This window comes from Bacillus thermotolerans, assembly GCF_000812025.2.
GTDB classification, from domain to species: Bacteria; Bacillota; Bacilli; order Bacillales; family Domibacillaceae; genus Quasibacillus; species Quasibacillus thermotolerans.
The window spans coordinates 20,014-40,597 of sequence record NZ_JWJE02000035.1 but is presented as its reverse complement, the minus strand read 5'-3'; the positions used below and the strand labels follow the sequence as shown (position 1 = coordinate 40,597).

Sequence of the window (20,584 nt, the reverse complement as noted above, 5' to 3'; positions counted from 1 at the left end):
TGGATTGATAATAAACTCAGCACCGTCTTCCTGTATGGTTCCGCCTTGAATATTGATTTTTTCCTCTGTATCAAATGTTCTTTTTAGTAAGGCATAAATATTCATAATTTCCCCTCCTGTTTATTAATTTAAAATATTCGGAATGTTTTTTACAAAAAATTTACTGTCCAATGAACTTTGGCTTGCGCTTTTCTACAAACGCGCCAATCCCTTCTTTGGCATCCTGTGATTCAAACACCTCTCCAAAAAGCTGTGCTTCCCTGTCTGCTCCTTTATAATACTCGGCTGATTTGGCAAACCCGAGCAGTTCAATGGCTGCTTTCATACTGACCGGGCTCTTCTCGGCAATCTTATCAGCCAGCTCGCGGGCTTTCGAAAATAGTTCTTCTTCCGGATAAGCATGGTTAGCCAGCCCCCATCGAACAGCTTCCTCACCCGTTAGCGGCTCGCTAGTCAGCAATAGCTCTGCCGCTTTTGCTGTACCTACATAGCGGGGCAGCCTTTGTGAGCCCGCAAACCCTGGCACCAGTCCGAGAGAAAGCTCAGGAAGGCCTAGTTTGGCGCGCTCTGAGACAAGACGGATATGACAGCTCATTGCCAGCTCCAATCCTCCGCCTAGTGCCGCACCATGTATCGCTGCGATAATAGGCTTGGAAAATGATTCAATTCGTTCAAACACCTGCTGGCCTCGCACGGCAAGCTTTGAGAACTCCTCTCCTGTCTTCACGGTTGTAAATTCTTTAATATCAGCTCCGGCAGAGAAAAACTTCCCCTCTCCTCTTAGCAAAACGACCCTTATCTCTCTATCCTGCTCTAATTGATTGAGCGCTTGCTCAATGTCAGTGATCAAAGAGCTGGAAAGAGCGTTAGCAGGGGGCCGCTGGATAACCATTTCAGCCACCCGGCCTCTTCTTTCCAAAGATATGTATTCCAATTTACCATCCTCCTTCTACCACAATTACACTAGTGTGCTGAAAACCCATTAAGCAGCATGTTCCCCACCTCAGGAGCCATAGCTGTAAGATCATACTTCTGATCATTCATCACCCACGTAGTGGCGGTTTCATCCATCGTTCCAAAGATCATTTGCCTGGCCAGCAAAAGGTTAAGAGATGCGCGGAATTCGCCATTTTCTATCCCGCTTCTAAGAATTTCGTCAATTAGCTTCAAATAGTTTTTTAATACGTTATTAATCTTTAGACGAAGCTCTTTATTCGACTGACGAAGCTCCAGCTGAGTTACCACTGCTAGATGGCGGTCGGCAGACAGCATATTAAAATGGCTTTCTACCAATACCAATAACTTCTCCGAAGCTGTCTTTTTTCCTGCCAGAATTTTTTGAGTTTTTTCGACAAAGCTTCCCATTTTCTCTTCGAATAGAGAAATTAAAATATCCTCTTTGCTTTTAAAATATAAATAGATGGTGCCGTCAGCAACACCTGCCTGCTTGGCAATTTTTGATACTTGTGCATGGTGGTAGCCATTTTCTGCAATTACCACTACAGCTGCATTGATAATTTGATGATATTTTGGTTTGTCTCTTTTCAATGATGCCCCTCCTGACTACACTGCGCAAAGATGAATGACTATTCATTCATAACTTTATATTATCTTTTTTTATAAAAGGAGTCAAGAGGTGCACCGTTGTTTAGATCAGCTTGTTTTTTCTATATTTTTCTTTTCTTCATCCACTAGTACCCGTCTTAAGATCTTTCCCACAGCTGTCTTCGGAAGCTCATCCCGAAACTCATATATTTTTGGTACTTTGTAAACGGCCAAATTCTCTCGCATATACTGATCAAGCTCTTCTTCCGTAACGATGTGGCCCTCTTTTCGGACAATAAAAGCTTTAACCGTTTCCCCGCGGTAAGGGTCAGGTACCCCAATGACCGCTGCTTCCTGGACTGCCTCGTGCTCGTATAATACCTCCTCTACTTCACGAGGGTAAATATTATATCCTCCCGCAAGGATGACATCTTTCTTTCTATCGACAACGAAGAAATAACCATTTTCATCCATGTATCCAACATCTCCTGTTAAAAGCCATCCATCTTTAAAAGTTCGCTCTGTTTCTTCAGGTCTGTTCCAGTAACCTTTCATCACCTGTGGCCCTTTAATGGCAATTTCCCCCACCTCACCTGGAGGTAAAGCTTTGCCTGTTTCCAAGGACAAAATTACTGCATCCGTATCGGGCCAAGGAACACCTACACTTCCTTTTACACGCTCTTCACCCCAGAGGAAATTAGAATGAGTGACCGGAGATGTTTCCGATAATCCATACCCTTCTACGAGCCTCCCCCCTGTCACTTTCTCAAACCTTTGCTGAATCTCGGCCGGCAAAGGAGCTGAACCACTGATACAGCACTGAATGGAAGATAAATCGTATTTCTGTAAAGATGGCTCATTTAATAAAGCAATATAGATGGTTGGAGCTCCCGGAAATAGAGTGGGACGCTGTTTCTGAATGGCCTTTAAAGTCATCTTCACATCAAACTTGGGAAGAAGGACCATCTTGTAGCCTTGCATAATAGATAAAACCATGACAGCCGTCATGCCGTATACATGGAAAAACGGGAGTACGCCTAAAATAATCTCTTCTCCCTTTTTGCATTTATACATCCAGGCCGCACACATAGAAGTGTTAGCTATTAAGTTCTTGTGCGTAAGCATCACTCCTTTAGGGAAGCCTGTTGTTCCTCCTGTATATTGAAGCAGAGCTAGGTCTTCTTCTGAATGAACAGTCACATCGACTGCTTCAGGGGCTTCCGTCTTCATAATAGTTAGGAAATCATGGTTTGTTCCATGCTCTTCTACATGCACTTTTAAACCAGTTTGTTTTTGTTGTATAAATGGATAAATAATATTCTTTGGGAAAGGTAAATAATCTTTGACAGCGGTTACAATAATATGCTGGAGGTCGGTGTTTTTCATTACTGAGCGGACCCGGGGGTATAGGATGTCTAAGGTGATAATGGCTTTGGCACCAGAATCTTTCATTTGATATTCGATTTCTCTCTCTGTATACAGGGGATTCGTTTGAACAACAATTCCGCCTGCATATAGTGTTCCAAAGTAACTAATAACTGCCTGAGGACTGTTTGGAAGCATAATTGCTACTCTATCACCTTTTTCAATACCAAGCTTTCTCAAATAGCGCCCTATCTTCAAAGCGGACTCGTACACTTCCTGAAAAGAAAGGTCTTTTCCCATAAAGTGAATAGCCGTCTTCTCGCCATATAACTCAGCAGCATGGGTTAAATAGGAATGCAGCGGCTGCTCATCATATGAGAGGTGGGTTGGTATCTCCTTTGGATAGCAGGAAAGCCAAGGCCTTACGCTCATCTCCATTCTCCTCCTCTTTATTTTAGAATATTTTAAATATTATAATCAATTATAAGCTAATTGCTTGCTAATGCCAATATCAATCATATGTATGCACAAAATAACCGGCTCATTCCTGAAAAAACAATGAGCCGGCTTTTGCTTTAGTCTTTTGCTAAGGTAACATATAAGGTTGTCCTTTGATTGCTGTCGTTTCTAAACGACAATGTTTCCTCTCCTCGGCAATGTACAACCGTTCCCTTTTCTGCCTGAAAGCTCTCTTTGTTAATCATAAAAACTCCGCTCCCTTCCCAGACAACAGCATACACGTCGGCATTAGGGTGCGGGTGTGGAGGGAGCGATTGTCCGGGCTCAAAGTTCAGCAAAAACACTGTGGACTTTTCCCCCTTCATTATTATCTTTTTCGAAAATGTTTCCTCTGAGAAAGCAATAAACTCTTCAAGCGACTGCTTATTCATTAGCACATCTCTCCTTGGATTGTTTTTTATTTTCCTCGTCCAGAAGCATACAGTAAGAGAAAGGCCGCTTCCCATGCCCATCCGCTCTTTCAGCCTCTATGAAATCTTTTTCCCCAATCCATCATCAAGTACAATTGGCTTCTTCCCGCTTTCAGCTGCCGCCAGCTTTTTCTTAAGTCCTGCAAAGAAGCCGACAATAATAACTGCCGTAATCACTGCAGCTCCGATATAAGAGGTGTTCAGTGACAAGCCGAACCCGATTTGTGCATTCAAAATATAAGTAAAGGTGGCCATCGTGATAAAGGCGGCCGGAACAGCTGCAATCCAGAAGTTTTTACGCTGCAGTGCAAGGTACATAGCTCCTACCCACAACGCAATCATCGCAGTGGACTGGTTCGCCCAAGAAAAGTAACGCCATAAAATGTTGAAATCCACTTGAGTTAATACAATAGAGATAACAAACATCGGGATAGCAATCCACAGGCGGTTGCTGATCTTCTTCTGAGCAGCGCCAATATAATCAGCAATAATCATACGTGCACTCCGGAAAGCTGTGTCACCTGATGTAATCGGTAATACAATCACTCCGAGAACAGCAAACGTACCAAACAGCGCACCTAAAGTAGTAACAGATACTTCCTTAACGACACCTGCTGGTCCTGCCGTAGCCAGAATTTCATTAAGCGTCGCTCCATCAAATATAGACATAGCGGCAGCTGCCCAAATCATGGCGATAATCCCTTCAGCAATCATCATACCGTAAAAAATGAAACGTCCTTGTGACTCTTGTTCTGTCGTTCTTGAAATAATTGGGGACTGTGTGGCATGGAAACCCGATAAAGCCCCACAGGAAATCGTTAAGAATAATAGCGGAAAAATAGGAAGATTATCCGGGTGCATATTTGTAAATGACAGCTCTGGAATTGGCTGTCTTTGAATAATCAATGCAGCACCAATTCCTACGGCGCTGATAAGCAGAAGCGCACCAAAGAACGGATAAAGCCGGCCAATGATTTTATCTACAGGCAGCAAAGTAGCAAGCAAATAGTAAGCAAAGATAATAGCAACCCATACACCTACCGTCAGACTATTCGGTGTCAAATCAGCTAAAAGCGCAGCTGGAGATGTCACAAAGACCGTACCAACAAGTATAAGCAGCAAAATAGCAAAAGCATTGACAACATGCTTAAACGCTTTTCCAAGAAAGTTCCCTGCAAGCTCAGGCAAGTGGGCTCCCCTGTTCCTCAGGGAGATCATCCCTGTTAAATAATCATGCACGGCACCGGCGAAGATAGCTCCAAAGACAATCCACACAAAAGCAACCGGCCCATAAAGAGCTCCCATAATAGGCCCAAAAATAGGTCCTACACCAGCAATATTTAGAAGCTGAATAAGCGAGTTGCGCTTTTTATCCATCGGCACATAGTCAACTCCATCAGCTAATGTATAGGCCGGTGTCTTTCGGTCCTCCTTCATGCCGAATACTTTTTCTACATACTTTCCATACGTAAAATACCCCACAATTAACAATACAATAGAAGCAGTGAATGTAATCATTTCTTCTCCCCCCTCGAAAGAAAATAAATAACAGTAGTTGCATTATAACAAATATTTTTAATTTTTTGTTGTAACACAATTTTTATTCTCTCCTCTATTTATCCGCATTCAAGGCTCTTGTATATATACAAATAAAAAAGCCTTCCCCGAAAACCGGGAAGGCCTTCCTCAAGAGGCAAGTGATAAGTAAATAATGCCAACTAAAAGAAAAACACCGCACAATACAAGCAAAACCTTTGCTAATGTTTCCATATTTTTAAGCTCCTTCTTACATTAAAGCTGCGCCAATCACATACGACAGGCCAACCGAGATCACCATCGAAATGAAGCCGACAGCACGATTGTCTTCTTCGATTTCTTTGTCAATTTTAAAGCGGGGAGTAAGAAATTCAAATATGAAGTAACCAATCAATAGCAAAATAAAGCCAAATGCTCCCCAGCCCACCATCGTCAAAACACTGTCATTGTGAGCAATCGAGTGACGAAAAATATTAGAAAGACCAAATATCTTCCCGCCTGTTGCCATCGCTACCGCCATGTTACCCTTCTTTATCTCTTCCCAATTGCGGTAGCGCGTTACAAGCTCAAACACGGCTAGTGCCAAAATCATGCAGATAATAACTACACTATAATAACCAGCCAAATGTACGAAATCATTTTCCCAAAACTCATTCATGACAAAAAGCGCCTCTTTTCCCCTGCATGCTTATTACTGAAGTTCAACAACCGTTACACCGAGTCCTCCTTCGCCAGCTTCACCAGGACGTGTCCGCTTAACAGCACGATGGGATTTCAAATAATCCTGTACTCCTTTTCTAAGCGCGCCTGTGCCTTTTCCGTGAATGATTGATACACGCGGATAGCCAGCAAGCAATGCGTCGTCAATGTACTTTTCTACCCTCGCAATCGCCTCTTCGTAACGCTCACCTCGCAAGTCCAGCTCAAGGCTTACGTGATAATCCTTGCCCCGTACAGTTGCGAGCGGTTTTGCTTCAGCTTTCTTCTCTGATTTAATCCATTCCAGATTGCTTTCGTCGACTTTCATTTTCAAGATGCCAATCTGTACGTTCCACTCATGATCTCCAGCTTTTTCAAGCAGTGTACCTTTTTGTCCGAAGCTGAGCACCTTGACCTCGTCCCCCGGTCGGAGCGCTCGCTTAGAAGGAGCTGCTTTTTTCTTTGGCGCTTTCTTTCCTTCTGGTGCTGCTTCTGATAAGCGCCGCTTTGCCTCAATCAGCTCATGTTCTTTTACATCCGCTTGCTTTTCCAGCCTCATTGTCCGAAGATCCCGAATGATCTGCTCAGCTTCTGATTTTGCTTTTTCAACAATTTCTTCTGCTTTTTGGCGAGCTTTCTCATTCAGCTCTTCCTCACGTGCATAGTACGTCTGCATCTGCTTTTGCAGGTCTTTATGAAGCTGTTCAGCATGCTTCAGAAGCTCACGTGCTTCCTGTTCTTCTTCTTCTGCTCGTTTGCGAGCCTGCTCTAGTGAGGCAATCATTTGATCGACTTCGTTCGTGTCCGCGCCAATCAGCTGACGGGCCTGTTCGATAATTGTTTGATTAAGTCCAAGCCGGCTTGAGATTTCAAACGCATTGCTTCGTCCTGGGACCCCAATAAGCAGCCGATAAGTCGGGCTTAGTGTTTCCACGTCAAACTCTACACTTGCATTAATGACTCCTTCACGGTTATAGCCGTATGCTTTCAATTCAGGATAGTGGGTTGTAGCAATGACACGCGCTCCCCGGTTATGCACATCATCCAAAATAGCCATAGCTAACGCCGCACCCTCCTGAGGATCCGTTCCCGCTCCAAGCTCATCAAAGAGAACAAGGCTTTGCTCATCGACCCCTTTTAAAATATCAATGATATTTACCATGTGGGAAGAAAACGTACTTAAGCTTTGTTCAATTGATTGCTCGTCGCCGATATCAGCAAATACTGAACCGAATACTGCTGTTTCCGAGCCGTCAAGCGCAGGAATCGGCAAGCCAGCTTGTGCCATCAAAGTGATGAGACCTACCGTTTTCAGAGCAACTGTCTTCCCGCCTGTATTAGGACCTGTAATAAGGATAGTAGTATAGTCCTTGCCGATCTCTACATCATTTGCCACTGCCTCATCCACCGGGAGCAGCGGGTGACGAGCCTTATTTAGCTGAACATACCCCTGGTTGTTCACAATTGGCTTAGAGCCTTTAAACGAGCGGCCAAACTTTGCCTTGGTGAACATAAAGTCAAATTCACCGAGCAAAACAGTTAAATACCTTACATCTTCACCGTTTTCCGCTACTTCCGCCGTTAATGAAGTGAAGATGCGCTCGATCTCCGTTTGTTCTTTAAGCTTTAATTCGCGGATCTGGTTATTCATTTGCACAATGGATTCTGGTTCAATGAATAAGGTCTGACCAGAGGAAGACTGATCATGGACAATACCGCCATAGTGTCCTCTGTATTCTTGCTTAACAGGAATGACATATCGGTCATTCCTGATAGTAATGATAGCGTCAGAAAGCATCTTCTGGGCATTTTTCCCACGAATCAAGCTTTCAAGTTTTCCTCTTATCCGGCTTTCATTTGTACGTAGCTGCTGACGGATGTGCCGCAGCACATCACTCGCTGAATCGAGCACACCGCCATGCTCATCTACCGTATGTTTGATCTGATGCTCCAGCGCTGTAAGCACCGGCAGATGTTCAGCCTTTTCAGATAGAATGGGCAGTTCCTCTTCTTCTTCTACCAAATCGGCAATAAACTGTTTCAGCAGACGGCCGGCATGAATCGTACTTGCAATTTGAACAAACTCCAACCCGTTCAGCATGCCGCCAATCTGAGCCCGCTTCACTTGCGGCCGTACATTGAATATACCGTCAAGCGGAACATGCCCCTTCACACGCAGTACCTTCATAGCTTCGTCAGTTTCCTCCTGAAGACGCACCACTTCTTCAAACGAAACAGAAGGGGATAGCTGCTCTGCCTGTTCCCGTCCTAAACTGGAAGCGGCATATTCAGCTAACCGCTGCTTAATTTTGTCAAATTCAAGCGTTCTTAATACTTTGTTATTCACGTAACAGGAATCCCCCTATTTTTTCTTATTTCGGTTAACAAACGCCAGGAACTCTTCGATTCCATACGTATTGATCACTGTCTCAGGACGGAGCCAGCCTTTCCTTGCTGCCTTTGTGCCTACTTCCATAAATTCTAAGTGTTCCGTCGCATGTGCGTCGGTATTAATGAATATTTTCACACCAGCCTCCTGCGCCTTTCTTAAGTTCTCTGCTGATAAATCAAGACGATGAGGGTTCGCATTCAGCTCAAGTGCTGTATTTGTTTGCTTAGCTAGCGTAATTAATTCATCCATATCTACTTCATACCCTTCACGGCGGCCAAGCAGGCGACCGGTGGGATGAGCAATTAAGTGGACATACGGATTCTCAAGCGCTGTTCTCAAACGATCCATAATGGTTTCCTTAGGCTGTGAAAAACTTGAGTGGATGGAAGCAATCACGAAGTCCAACTGACTTAATACATCATCATCGTAATCAAGCGTGCCATCAGGAAGAATATCCATTTCAATTCCCGAAAGAATTTCAATATCGTTATATCGTTCATTTAGACGGCGTATTTCTTCATTCTGCTTAAGAAGCCGTTCAACGGACAGCCCATTGGCAACCTTCAAAAAGCGCGAATGATCGGTAATTGCCATGTATTCATATCCCTTCGCCCGGCAAGCTTCAATCATCTCTTCCAGCGAATAAGCTCCGTCCGACCAGGTTGTATGCATATGAAGATCTCCACGTATATCACTCAGCTTAAGTAAGCTGCCCTCATCAGTAAACGCTTCTACTTCGCTGCCATCTTCCCGGATCTCGGGCGGTATCCACGGCAAACCAAAGTAATGATAGAATGCCTCCTCCGTTTGAAAGGTTTTCACTTCCCCGGTTTCAGTCGATTCCACCCCATATTCACTGATTTTCTCTCCCCGTTCTTTCGCCAGCTGTCTCATGCGGACATTGTGGTCCTTAGAGCCGGTAAAATGATGAAGAGTAGATGCAAACTCCTCCTTCGAAACAATGCGGAAATCTACTCCTACATCCCATTCACCTTCAAGTACGAGAGAAACCTTCGTTTCACCTGACGCAATAACCTCTTTAATGCGAGGCAAAGCCAGTAACTGCTCTTTAACAAGCAACGGGTCGCCTGCAGCTATAATAAAGTCTAAGTCCTTAATCGTTTCCCTCAGACGGCGAAGGCTGCCCGCACGCGAGAACTTATGAATCCCTTCCATACGAGAAAGCTCTTCTTCAATCCACTCAGCCAGCGGCAGCATATAAGAGACCGGCAGACGCTCCGGACGCGTACCTGCTTCCTGGATAGCAGCAAGAATCTTCTCTTCTGTCTTCGCACCAAATCCAGCGAGTTCACGAACCTTGTTCATTTCACACACAGCTTTTAAGTCGTCCATGTTTTGGACACCCAGCTCCTTATACAGCTTCGCAATCTTCTTGCCGCCAAGCCCTGGCAGCTTTAATAGCGGAATCAGCCCTTCCGGAACACCCTGCTGAAGCTCCTGCAGAACAGCTGATTCTCCTGTTTCCTGATATTCCTTAATGACTGCGCTCGTCCCCTTTCCGATCCCAGGAAGCTTTGTTACATCGTCTATTTCTGACAAACTGCGATCATCTGCTTCAAGGGCAGCAGCCGCTTTTCGAAACGCGGACACTTTAAATGCATTCTCTCCCTTTAACTCCATATATAAAGCAATTCTTTCTAGTAAACGAATAATATCTTTTTTATTGATCATGTCTATCACCATGCCTTTTGAGTCGGTCCATTTCTCTTTTTAATAGTAACAGAAAAGCCAGGCAAAACAAAAACTTCCCTTTCAGAAAGAGAAGCGATCTAACTGGTCCAGTAAATTGAAATTTTTGAGCGTCTCCGATAAATAAGGAGTTCGGTGAATCATGTAATCAGCTACAAAAGAATCAGCTATCGCTGTTGAGATTCCATTCGGCAAGAGCGCTACAAGATAAAGCAGGACGAACAAGACAAGGTATACTTCAACAAAGCCCAGAAGTCCGCCTCCGATCTTATTTACCTCTCTTAAAATAGGAATACCCGCCAAGCCATTCAGAAAAGAAGCAAGAATCGACAAAGCCACCTTTACAATAATAAAAATAAGAATAAAAGCGAGCGCTCCGTAATAAAACGACTCAAAACCTGAAGATAAGAAGATGAGCCGTGACTGCTCATCAATCGGCGGGGCCGGGATCCATTGTTCAAGCAAAGGGGCTACTTGCCCTCGAAGAGCAAGGGCCGCAATAATAGCAATGAGGGAACCGCCTATGTGGAAAAACTGCAGAACAAATCCGCGCCGTAATCCCACAACGATCCCCATAAACAAAAAGAAAAGCAACACGATGTCTACCATATATGTCAATCCTTTAATTTCATTAATTCTTCTTTTAATAGTTCATTTTCTTCCTTCAGCTTTACACAATCATTGACTGCGTTGACAGCAGTTAACACTGCAATCTTATTTAAATCAAGTACAGGGTTCAATTGTTTAATCTCATTCATTCTTTCATCCACTAAACGAGCGACACGGCGCATATGGCTTTTCGATTCCGTGCCGATCATTGTATAATGATGACCGTATATCTCAACCGTAATTCGGTTCTTCTGTTCATTCGACATGGAAAGCCCCCGTTCGTAAAAATCTTTTTTTATCATATCACGAAAAGTTGCAACCATAAAGGAGAATGCCCAATGAGCCACACTGTATTAAAGGTCAATTCTAGTACGCTGTCGGAAATGATTCGACATTATGCACCGCACGCTAAAGACAAGCTTCCACCCGGAACTGCATTCACAGCAAAGACACCCACCTGTGCTATTACCGGCTACCGATCAGGAAAGGTACTCTTTCAAGGAAAAGGCGCGGAACAAGAAGCCGCTAAATGGGAAGGCACGGCCGCTAAGTCCTCTCCCTCTTTAAAGAAGCCCCCCTCTTCCGTTGCTTTGCCGCCCCATTTCTCCCAAATGTCTGTCATCGGAAGCGATGAAGTCGGCACCGGTGACTTTTTCGGACCGATCACCGTTGTCAGTGCCTATGTGCGCAAAAGTCATCTGCAGGAGCTTCAAGCATTAGGTGTACGCGATTCGAAAAATTTAACCGACGTTCAAATTGCAAGCATCGCAAAGAGAATATCGAAAATAATTCCATACAGTCTGCTCATTTTAAGAAATGAGAAATACAATACCCTTCAGCAGAAGGGAATGTCCCAAGGAAAAATAAAAGCCTTGCTTCATAATCAGGCATTGCTCAACTTGCATAAGAAAATATCTCCCGAAAAGCCAGAAGCTGTGCTTATTGACCAATTCGCCGAAAAAAATACTTATTACCGCTATTTAAAGGATGAAGCTAGCGTTTTTAACGAAAATGTCTTTTTTAGCACAAAAGGCGAGAGCGTTCACCTATCAGTAGCTGCGGCTTCTATTATCGCCCGTTACGCTTTCGTGAAAGAGATGGAGGCATTAAGCCGAGAAGCCGGCTTCATTCTCCCTAAAGGAGCTGGCAGTCAGGTAGATGCGGCTGCGGCCCGGTTGATCCGTGAAAAAGGCGAAGCCGTTCTCCCGCACTTTACAAAAGTGCATTTTGCGAATACAGAAAAAGCTAAAAAACTTGCTTATAAGCATTGATACCCTCTTTATTGTGTATCTCGAACTTCTTTTTTAACGAAAAAAACAGATTTTGGTAATAGAAAAAGCTGTTCCTAAAACCTCGGTTAACCGGGCTCTGGAACAGCTTTTCCTGCTTCTTTAGCTTCTTAATTCAGCACCTGCTTGATCTCTTAATGCTTCTAGCACATGATCATGTACTTTCACTACCTCTTCATCTGTTAACGTTTTGTTCGGATCAAAGTATTTCAGCGAGAAGGCAATTGATTTCTTGCCTGCTTCTACGTGCTCGCCCTCATACACGTCGAATACGTGAACTTCCTTCAGCAAGCTGCCGCCAGCCTCCCGGATAATCTGCTGGAGTGCCCCTGCTTGTACATCAGCATTCACAACAAGGGCAATATCACGTGTAATAGACGGGAAGCGCGGAATTGGTTCGTAGGTAACTCCTTCTGTTTTAGCAGCGAATACTGGACCGAGCTTCACCTCGAATACATAGGTTTCTTTTACATCTAGCTCCTTCGCTTTCTGAGGATGCACCTGGCCGACGAGGCCGATGCGTTCTCCGTCTAATACGACAGCTGCTGTCCGGCCTGGATGCATGCCGTCTGCTTGAGCCCTCTCAAAGCTGATTCGCTCTGCAAGACCAAGCTTAGCAAATAATCCTTCCAGTATGCCTTTTGCCACGAAGAAATCAACAGCTTTCTTCTCACCTTGCCATTGGTTTTCTTCCCATACACCTGTTAATGCTCCAGCTAAGTGCTCTTCCTCTCTCGGCAGTTGTTCACCAGCTTCTTTCAAGAACACACTGCCTACTTCATACAAACCAAGTGAGTCAATTTGACGGGCATTATTATAAGAAATGGCCTCCAGCAGCTGAGGGAGAATGCTTAGGCGCAAGTAAGCTCGCTCTTCACTCATTGGCATGGCCAGCTTGATTAGCTCACGTGTCTCAAGCGCATACTCCTTCGCTTTTTTCTCACTTGTTAACGTATACGTAATCGCCTGGTTTAAACCTGCTCCCTCTAAAAAGCGGCGAACGGCCCGGCGTTTTTTCTGATAGTCTGTTAATCCCCCTGGATATGTAGCCCCTTCCGGCACGGTTGTCGGCAAATTATCATACCCGTAAAGGCGTGCCACTTCTTCCACAAGATCTTCCGGAATAGTAATATCGCCGCGGCGTGTTGGTACTGTAACGATAAATTGATCATTATCTGTTTTTACGCCAAACTGCAAACGACGGAAAATATCTTCTACTTCTTCTTTCTGCAGCTCCATTCCCAACACACGGTTCAGCTTTTCCAGCGTTAAAGTAACTACTTTCGGCTCCAGGTCAATGTCACCGGCAATAACACTTCCTGCCAGCACTTCACCGCCAGCATACTTCGCCATCAGCTCGGCTGCTCGGTCCGCTGCTGCCTGGAGACGATTTGGATCTACACCTTTTTCAAAACGGGCACTCGCCTCTGAACGCAGACCGTGATCCTTGGATGCTTGACGTACACGCTGGCCGTCAAAATAAGCAGACTCAATTAATACATTTGTTGTGTCCTCGACTACCTCAGAGTTTGCGCCGCCCATCACACCGGCTAGTGCGACCCCTTCTTTGCCGTTCGTGATCAGCAAATGTTCGGAAGAAAGTGTTCGTTCCGTATCATCGAGAGTGACAAAGGTTTCTCCGTCTTGAGCACGGCGAACAACAATTTCCTTCGTACCTAGACGATCGTAGTCAAACGCATGAAGCGGCTGACCGTACTCCAGCAGCACGTAGTTTGTAATATCAACCACGTTGTTATGCGGACGAATGCCTTCTGCCATAAGGCGTGTTTGCATCCAAAGCGGAGACGGACCAATTTTTACGTTCTTTACTACACGGGCTATGTAAATTGGATTATCCTCTTTGGCTTCGATGCTGACTTTAATCCAGTCCTCCGCACGCTCGCCAGCTTCCTCAAATTCAATGTTCGGCAGCTTTACATCTGTATCGAGAATGGCTGCTACCTCATACGCGACTCCAAGCATGCTTAATGCATCTGAGCGGTTTGGCGTTAACCCCAACTCAAGCACTTCATCATCTAGATTCAACTGTGCCAGAGCATCCTCTCCCGGTGTCACATCATTTGGGAATACAAAGATACCTTCCGCATACTCTTTTGCTACCAGCTTGCTCTCAATGCCAAGCTCCTGTAATGAGCAGATCATGCCGTTTGAGGCTTCGCCGCGCAGCTTAGCCTTCTTGATTTTGAAATTTCCCGGAAGGACTGCTCCTACCTTTGCTACTGCTACTTTCTGATCTTTATCGACATTAGGGGCACCGCAAATAATCTGCACCGGCTCTTCTTCCCCGATGTCTACTTGACATACATTCAACTTATCTGCATTCGGGTGCTTTTCCTTTTCAAGAACGTGACCAATCACGACACCTTTTACGCCCTCGCCAAGCACCTCTATTCCTTCTACTTCAATGCCGCTTCTCGTAATCTTTTCAGCCAGCTCCTTCGCCGGCATGCCGCCGAGGTTCACATACTCACTCAGCCATTTATATGAAACAAACATTCGTTAAACCTCCTCTAAATTATTCATGCTCCGCAAATTGCCTTAAGAATCGTACATCATCTGTGTAGAAGTGACGGATGTCATCAATGCCATACTTCAGCATAGCAATCCGGTCCGGTCCCATACCAAAGGCAAAGCCTGTGTATTTCTTTGAATCAAATCCAGCCATCTCCAGTACATTTGGATGCACCATGCCGGCTCCCAATACCTCAATCCAGCCAGTATGCTTGCAGATGCGGCAGCCTTCGCCTTTACACATACAAGATACGTCTACCTCTACAGACGGCTCTGTAAATGGGAAAAAGCTAGGTCGTAGCCGGATTTCACGGTCTTCACCGAATAGCTTCTTAGCAAAAACTTCTAGAGTACCCTTTAAATCACTCATGCTGATGTTCTCGTCCACAACCAGCCCTTCAATTTGTGTAAATTGATGTGAATGAGTCGCGTCATCATTATCGCGGCGATATACTTTACCAGGGCAAATAATCTTTACAGGCCCTTGACCTTTATACTTTTCCATCGTGCGCGCCTGCACAGGAGATGTATGGGTGCGCAGCAACAGCTCCTCAGTAATATAGAAAGAATCCTGCATATCACGTGCCGGGTGTCCCTTTGGCAGGTTCAACGCTTCAAAATTATAATAATCTGTCTCTACTTCTGGACCTTCTGCTATGGAATACCCCATCGCAATAAATAAGTCTTCAATTTCTTCGATGACTTTCGTCAATGGATGTGCATTGCCCATTTCCACCTGGCGGCCCGGCAGTGTGACATCTACGGTCTCTTTTGCCAGCTGCTCTTCAATGGCCTTTTGCTCCAGTTCAGCCTGCTTTGTCTCAATAGCCGAAGACACGGCGGCTCTTACTTCATTCGCTAATGCTCCCATTTTTGGACGCTCTTCCGGAGAGAGCTTTCCCATGCCTTTTAATACTTCTGTAATTGGTCCTTTCTTTCCTAAATAAGCAACGCGGATGTCATTCAGCTGCTTTAAATCTTCTGCTGACTCCACCTTCGCGAGCGCTTCTGTTTGTAGCTCTTTTAATTGCTGCTCCACGTGTAAATCCTCCTTTATATTGGCAATAAAAAAAGCCCCGTCTCCCGGAAAGGGACGAGGCTTTGGTCGCGGTACCACCCTTTTTAACATGCTTGTTCATGTTCGCTTCATTGTGTTAACGGTTCTTCACCGGGGCATCTTTACACCTTTTAGGCGGTCCTGATGCCGGCTCGAGAGGTGAACGCTGCTCACTGCTTCCTAAAAGTGCTTTCAGTCTAGGGCACTTTTTCCCTGAAAGAAACTCCATGCGAGTAGCTCTTCTCTGTCCTTGCCTTTCCATCTATGCAATTATCGTTATTATAGTAAAGGTTTGTCGAAAATTCAAACGTTTTTCAACGTGTGTTTAAAATGATAAAGCAAAATACCTGCAGCGACAGCTACATTCAATGATTCACTCTCTCCGTAAATGGGGATGAAGACATTACTATCCGTTTCTTTCAACAGCTCTGGATTGACTCCGCTTCCTTCATTTCCGACAAGGAGAGCGAAAGAATCCGTAATGGCTGCTTGCCGATAATCAGCGGCCTGCTGCAGAGCTGTGCCGAGAATAGGCACCTGTTGTTCCTTCAGCTGCTGAATGGCTTCTGTAAGGGGCATGGATACAACCGGTAAATGAAAATGGCTGCCTTGAGCAGAGCGCAGCACCTTTGGGTTGTACAAGTCGGCACAGCCTTCCCCGAGTATCACTCCGTCTATCCCTGCTGCATCTGCCGTGCGGATCATCGTCCCTATGTTTCCAGGATCCTGGACAGCATCAATCAATAAATATGCATGGCCTGTAAGGGACTCTTCCGTCTCCCTTTTGCGACATACTGCAAATACTCCTTGAACAGTTTCCGTATCACCTAACGCTTTGGCTACATCATGCGTGATGACGGTCATATCTACACCGTCCATATTCCAGTGAGCTGGCAGCACAACCTCTTCAGAAACGATGACTTCTACAATATGCTCTTTTTGAGATAGAGCCATCTCGACTAAATGGAAGCCTTCAATGAGATATTGTCCTGTTTTTTCTCGTTCTTTTTTCGTAAGCAGCTTTTTCCATTGCTTGACTTTCGGGTTCTTCACTGATTGAATAAATTTCACATTAATTGGCTCCTCTTTTCATTTTCCATGATTATTATAGCCTAATTTTTTCGCATAATAAATCCACAGCTGGAGAACATAAGCATGATTACTGCGAAAAGGAGCGAGTCATATGAATTTCAACTTGCGTAATGCGGTATTATCCAACGTTTCCGGAAGCTCTCAGGAGCAATTGGAGAATACAATCGTGGACGCTATCCAGCGCAATGAAGAAAAAATGCTGCCGGGCCTAGGCGTCTTGTTTGAAGTATTGTGGAAAAATGCCGATGAACAGGAAAAGCAGCATGTCCTGCAGACATTAGAAAAAGGATTAAAATAAACAAAAAAACCCGGGAGTGGCCCCGGGTTTTTTTGTTTATTCTAGTCTTCCCAATCCTCCCACTGCTGCCACGGGCGCTGCTGATACTGCCATCCGTAACGAGGGCCTGGATAATATGGGGCAGGATAATACGGGTATGGAAAGTACGGGTATGGATAATATGGGGAATGATACCTTGGTCTTCTCGGCCTTCTTGGTCTTGAGTACGGGAAAGGGTAGTAGTGTGGAGGCTGCTGTCTCTCATCCATCATTGTTCCTTGATTCAACTCCTCATGTTCTAAAAGCTGTTCAGTTTCAAACGGACTATCTTGATAATACAAAACGAAAAACCTCCTTTGTTTTCCTTACCCTTTACCTTATGCAAAACCCCTTTTCCTCGTGTTTCCTCTGTTCAAATTAGGCTGTTGACCTAATGCTTGAATGTACTACAACAACATATAGGCAGCTGCTCTGTGACAAGCTTCCTAACATGCTAAGCTGAGGATACCTTATTCATGTAGTTTCTACTTTCTAATCCCACCTGCCCTTCGTCTGAGACTTAAAATGCTCGTATGGCCGACCGGTTCATCGTATTATTCTATCAACTGGGCAAGCACTGATTGCTTACAAGGTACTTAGCGGTCTAAAAAGCCGAAAAATACAAAGCCTCCCACCTGTACAAAAGCGGGAGGCTTTGTATTCATCAACTGTGAGACAAGAATGCAGTTGGTTTATGCATTACTTTCATTTCTTCCTTCCTCATCATAAGCAATCAACACAATATTTTCCCCTATTTCTTGTCTTAGTTCCTTCTCTAAAGATTGTATTTTATCCAGTTGCTTACCTTGCAAATCAGCAACCGGAAAACGTTCATAGACACTCATCTGACTGGTCTCCTTTCATTTATAGGTGCCTGTTATTATGTCCTCTCCTCCCCCGTTTATACAAGAGAATACTCTATTGTATAGACGGCTGCCTGTTTATATATTTCGACAAAAATAGAAGTTTTCTCTCGGCAAATAAAGGGAAAAAGATACAACCTGTAGTATAGATTTAATGAAGAGGAAAAGTCGCACACCGAATAAATCGTAAAACATTGTCTATAATGGACAATATTCAAATTGATAATCAGGGGGTGTCACGTCTGTGAAAGAAGAGTTAGACGCTTTTCACCAGATTTTTACAACCACAAAAGAAGCCATCGAGCGTTTCATGGCTATGCTTACTCCAGTTATCGAAAATGCGGAGGATGACCACGAACGGCTGTATTACCATCACATCTATGAAGAAGAAGAACAACGGTTATCCCGCCTCGACGTATTAATTCCACTCATTGAGAAATTCCAGGATGAAACCGATGAGGGACTTTTCTCTCCAAGCAACAATGCTTTTAACCGCCTGCTTCAGGAATTGAACCTTGAGAAATTCGGATTGCATAACTTTATTGAGCATGTCGATTTGGCTTTGTTTTCTTTTACTGATGAGGAACGTCAAACATTGCTGAAGGAACTGCGGAAAGATGCCTATGAAGGTTATCAGTATGTAAAGGAAAAGCTTGCGGAGATCAACGCCCGCTTTGATCACGATTATGCTGACCCTCATGCTCATCACGACGAACATCGCGACCATTTGGCTGACATGCCTTCAGCCGGTTCTTCACATGAGGAAGTTCAACCCGTGGCTCACAAAAAGAAAGGCTTTACCGTTGGCAGCTTAATTCAATGAATTCCGCTTAAATATTACCGCTAGCTCAAAAAGGAGGAAAAGTGAATGAATAAATCGCAGCTTTATCCAGATTCTCCATTAACAGACCAGGATTTCAACCAGCTTGATCAGACCGTCATTGAAGCAGCCCGCCGTCAGTTAGTCGGCCGCCGCTTTATCGAGTTATATGGACCGCTTGGAAGAGGAATGCAAAGTGTATTTAATGATATCTTTATGGAGAGCCATGAAGCAAAAATGGACTTTCAAGGCTCTTTTGATACGGAAGTAGAATCCAGCAGACGCGTCAACTATACTATTCCTATGCTTTACAAGGATTTTGTACTGTATTGGCGCGACTTGGAGCAGTCTAAAGCACTAGACATACCGATTGACTTTTCCGTTGCTGCCAATGCAGCTCGTGATGTGGCTTTTCTAGAGGATCAGATGATTTTTCACGGTTCCAAGGAATTCGATATTCCTGGATTAATGAATGTCAAAGGCCGCTTGACTCATTTAATTGGCAATTGGTACGAGTCTGGAAACGCCTTTCAAGACATCGTTGAAGCAAGAAACAAATTACTTGAAATGAACCATAACGGCCCCTATGCACTTGTATTATCCCCAGAGCTGTACTCTCTTCTACACCGTGTACATAAAGATACAAATGTACTAGAGATCGAGCATGTACGCGAGCTGATTACAGCCGGTGTGTTCCAGTCACCTGTACTGAAAGGAAAGTCTGGGGTGATCGTCAATACAGGGCGCAACAACCTTGATTTAGCTATTTCAGAAGATTTTGAAACAGCTTATCTAGGAGAAGAAGGAATGAACCACCCCTTCCGAGTGTATGAAACTGTCGTCCTTCGAATTAAACGCCCAGCGGCTATTTGCACGCTGATTGATCCGGAAGAATAAAGGGTGCCGAGGGATGAGTCACGATAGAAGACTGACTGTTGGTTCTCTCCTGCCCAATCAGCCAAGGCCTGTTGCTGTCCCTAAGGCACCAAGTGTTGTACAGCCATCTAAACAGCCACTACCTGAAAAAGCAATTATCCGTCTGGAGCAAAACGGCCGCTCTTTCTCTGTTCGACATGTGAAAGGAAACTTATTGACCGAGGGGTTAAGCCAAGGTCTTCCTCTTCAGTATAAATGCCGAAAGGGAACATGCGGTGTCTGTACAGTGAAGGTGACGGATGGAGCTTCCCGGCTTTCTCTGCCTAATCAGCAGGAACATAAAAAGCTTCAGGGCAATATAAAATCCGGCTTCCGCCTGGCATGCCAGGCAAATATGGAATAAATGAAAAAGACTGAATGAGAAGGACTAGTTCACAACTAGCCTCTCCTCATTCAGCCTCTTAAGCGTGCATGCGGTCACTTAAGTGGACCAGCTTTTCTTCCACCTGGAAAGGAAGCGTCACACCGCACCGCTTTAATTCTTTTACACTGATGTCCCTCACAATTTGCAGGGCTTCTTTTTTGAATGTATGAGTCACAAAACCTTCATTGACTTCACAAAGCTTTTGTAAATATTGAATAGATTCACTGAGCAACATTCTTTGAACATATATGTTGTCCATTTGGCAGATCAGCTTATGAGCTAATCCTTTAATAACAGCAATTTGGTTAACATGTGTCATAATATTCTGCCCTTTTTCATCAATGAAAGAGAGAGACACATATTGCCCTTTTGATAGATCAATATTCGTAAATACAGGATACTGATAAACCTCACCGGACGACAACTGAATGGAATCTGCTTCTGCTACTCCGCCCACCTTGCGCTTGTTCGAAACAACTGTATGAATGTCTTTTAAACCATGCAGCATATTCAACATCTTCTTCCCCCCG

The 20,584-nt window shown here is 44.5% G+C and carries 21 protein-coding genes and 1 pseudogene; 5 read left to right on the top strand and 17 right to left on the bottom strand.

All coding sequences use genetic code 11. The features are described 5' to 3' along the window. From QY97_RS20265 to zapA, 11 genes and pseudogenes are all read right to left on the bottom strand, one after another. Nucleotides 1-105 (bottom strand): annotated as a pseudogene (locus QY97_RS20265) (electron transfer flavoprotein subunit beta); the annotation flags it as partial. A 55-nt stretch (nucleotides 106-160) separates the two neighbouring features. Beyond that, a complete protein-coding gene (locus tag QY97_RS13320) occupies nucleotides 161-934 on the bottom strand; it encodes an enoyl-CoA hydratase (protein WP_039238502.1) in 774 nt (257 codons plus the stop codon). A 29-nt stretch (nucleotides 935-963) separates the two neighbouring features. Further along, nucleotides 964-1,548, bottom strand: coding sequence for a TetR/AcrR family transcriptional regulator (locus tag QY97_RS13315; protein WP_039238500.1), 585 nt, complete (start codon nucleotides 1,546-1,548; stop codon nucleotides 964-966). Between the two features lie 105 nt (nucleotides 1,549-1,653). Continuing rightward, a complete protein-coding gene (locus tag QY97_RS13310; protein ID WP_039238499.1) occupies nucleotides 1,654-3,342 on the bottom strand; it encodes a long-chain-fatty-acid--CoA ligase in 1,689 nt (562 codons plus the stop codon). Between the two features lie 143 nt (nucleotides 3,343-3,485). Continuing rightward, nucleotides 3,486-3,800 (bottom strand): cupin domain-containing protein, encoded by a 315-nt coding sequence (locus tag QY97_RS13305; protein ID WP_039238498.1) that lies wholly within the window; start codon nucleotides 3,798-3,800, stop codon nucleotides 3,486-3,488. Nucleotides 3,801-3,896: 96 nt separating this feature from the next. After that, nucleotides 3,897-5,357 carry a carbon starvation CstA family protein gene (locus QY97_RS13300; RefSeq protein ID WP_039238497.1) on the bottom strand — a complete coding sequence of 487 codons (1,461 nt, stop codon included), beginning with the start codon at nucleotides 5,355-5,357 and terminating at the stop codon, nucleotides 3,897-3,899. A 268-nt stretch (nucleotides 5,358-5,625) separates the two neighbouring features. After that, nucleotides 5,626-6,033, bottom strand: a complete 408-nt coding sequence (locus tag QY97_RS13295; protein WP_039238495.1) for a DUF350 domain-containing protein — start codon at nucleotides 6,031-6,033, stop codon at nucleotides 5,626-5,628. A 33-nt stretch (nucleotides 6,034-6,066) separates the two neighbouring features. Next, nucleotides 6,067-8,421: an endonuclease MutS2 gene (locus QY97_RS13290; RefSeq protein ID WP_039238492.1), complete on the bottom strand. Its 2,355-nt coding sequence runs from the start codon at nucleotides 8,419-8,421 to the stop codon at nucleotides 6,067-6,069. 15 nt (nucleotides 8,422-8,436) lie between these two features. Further along, entirely contained in the window at nucleotides 8,437-10,158 is a 1,722-nt protein-coding gene (gene polX, locus QY97_RS13285) for a DNA polymerase/3'-5' exonuclease PolX (protein ID WP_039238490.1), read from the bottom strand. Between the two features lie 81 nt (nucleotides 10,159-10,239). Continuing rightward, a complete protein-coding gene (locus tag QY97_RS13280) occupies nucleotides 10,240-10,785 on the bottom strand; it encodes a CvpA family protein (RefSeq protein ID WP_039238488.1) in 546 nt (181 codons plus the stop codon). Nucleotides 10,786-10,790: 5 nt separating this feature from the next. Next, nucleotides 10,791-11,051 carry a cell division protein ZapA gene (zapA, locus tag QY97_RS13275; RefSeq protein WP_039238486.1) on the bottom strand — a complete coding sequence of 87 codons (261 nt, stop codon included), beginning with the start codon at nucleotides 11,049-11,051 and terminating at the stop codon, nucleotides 10,791-10,793. A gap of 72 nt (nucleotides 11,052-11,123) precedes the next feature. Here zapA and rnhC point away from each other — a divergent pair, with 72 nt between their 5' ends. After that, entirely contained in the window at nucleotides 11,124-12,056 is a 933-nt protein-coding gene (gene rnhC / locus QY97_RS13270) for a ribonuclease HIII (protein WP_039238484.1), read from the top strand. 120 nt (nucleotides 12,057-12,176) lie between these two features. Here the strand turns inward: rnhC and pheT are convergent, their stop codons facing one another. The 3 genes from pheT to QY97_RS13255 all read right to left on the bottom strand — a co-directional run bounded on the left by pheT (nucleotide 12,177) and on the right by QY97_RS13255 (nucleotide 16,734). Further along, nucleotides 12,177-14,591, bottom strand: coding sequence for a phenylalanine--tRNA ligase subunit beta (pheT, locus tag QY97_RS13265; RefSeq protein ID WP_039238482.1), 2,415 nt, complete (start codon nucleotides 14,589-14,591; stop codon nucleotides 12,177-12,179). Between the two features lie 19 nt (nucleotides 14,592-14,610). Next, nucleotides 14,611-15,645: a phenylalanine--tRNA ligase subunit alpha gene (gene pheS / locus QY97_RS13260; RefSeq protein WP_039238480.1), complete on the bottom strand. Its 1,035-nt coding sequence runs from the start codon at nucleotides 15,643-15,645 to the stop codon at nucleotides 14,611-14,613. 321 nt (nucleotides 15,646-15,966) lie between these two features. Then, nucleotides 15,967-16,734 (bottom strand): TrmH family RNA methyltransferase, encoded by a 768-nt coding sequence (locus tag QY97_RS13255; RefSeq protein WP_039238479.1) that lies wholly within the window; start codon nucleotides 16,732-16,734, stop codon nucleotides 15,967-15,969. A 112-nt stretch (nucleotides 16,735-16,846) separates the two neighbouring features. On the opposite strand from QY97_RS13255, the gene sspI reads away from it, so the two are divergent. Next, nucleotides 16,847-17,053: a small acid-soluble spore protein SspI gene (gene sspI, locus QY97_RS13250; RefSeq protein WP_039238477.1), complete on the top strand. Its 207-nt coding sequence runs from the start codon at nucleotides 16,847-16,849 to the stop codon at nucleotides 17,051-17,053. A gap of 41 nt (nucleotides 17,054-17,094) precedes the next feature. On the opposite strand, the gene QY97_RS13245 is transcribed toward sspI, so the two are convergent. Continuing rightward, nucleotides 17,095-17,373, bottom strand: coding sequence for a hypothetical protein (locus tag QY97_RS13245; protein WP_040037923.1), 279 nt, complete (start codon nucleotides 17,371-17,373; stop codon nucleotides 17,095-17,097). A gap of 390 nt (nucleotides 17,374-17,763) precedes the next feature. Then, a complete protein-coding gene (locus tag QY97_RS20690) occupies nucleotides 17,764-17,916 on the bottom strand; it encodes a hypothetical protein (RefSeq protein WP_166701697.1) in 153 nt (50 codons plus the stop codon). A gap of 262 nt (nucleotides 17,917-18,178) precedes the next feature. Between QY97_RS20690 and QY97_RS13240 the strand changes: the two genes are divergently transcribed. From QY97_RS13240 to QY97_RS13230, 3 genes are read left to right on the top strand one after another with little or no spacing between them, the layout of a single operon-like run. Beyond that, nucleotides 18,179-18,757, top strand: coding sequence for an IMEF encapsulin system ferritin-like cargo protein (locus tag QY97_RS13240; RefSeq protein WP_039238473.1), 579 nt, complete (start codon nucleotides 18,179-18,181; stop codon nucleotides 18,755-18,757). 45 nt (nucleotides 18,758-18,802) lie between these two features. Continuing rightward, nucleotides 18,803-19,651, top strand: a complete 849-nt coding sequence (locus QY97_RS13235) for a family 1 encapsulin nanocompartment shell protein (protein ID WP_039238471.1) — start codon at nucleotides 18,803-18,805, stop codon at nucleotides 19,649-19,651. A 13-nt stretch (nucleotides 19,652-19,664) separates the two neighbouring features. Beyond that, nucleotides 19,665-20,033, top strand: a complete 369-nt coding sequence (locus QY97_RS13230; protein ID WP_052717249.1) for a 2Fe-2S iron-sulfur cluster-binding protein — start codon at nucleotides 19,665-19,667, stop codon at nucleotides 20,031-20,033. A gap of 58 nt (nucleotides 20,034-20,091) precedes the next feature. Here the strand turns inward: QY97_RS13230 and QY97_RS13225 are convergent, their stop codons facing one another. Beyond that, nucleotides 20,092-20,571, bottom strand: a complete 480-nt coding sequence (locus QY97_RS13225) for a hypothetical protein (protein ID WP_039238468.1) — start codon at nucleotides 20,569-20,571, stop codon at nucleotides 20,092-20,094. Between the last annotated feature and the right edge of the window lie 13 nt (nucleotides 20,572-20,584).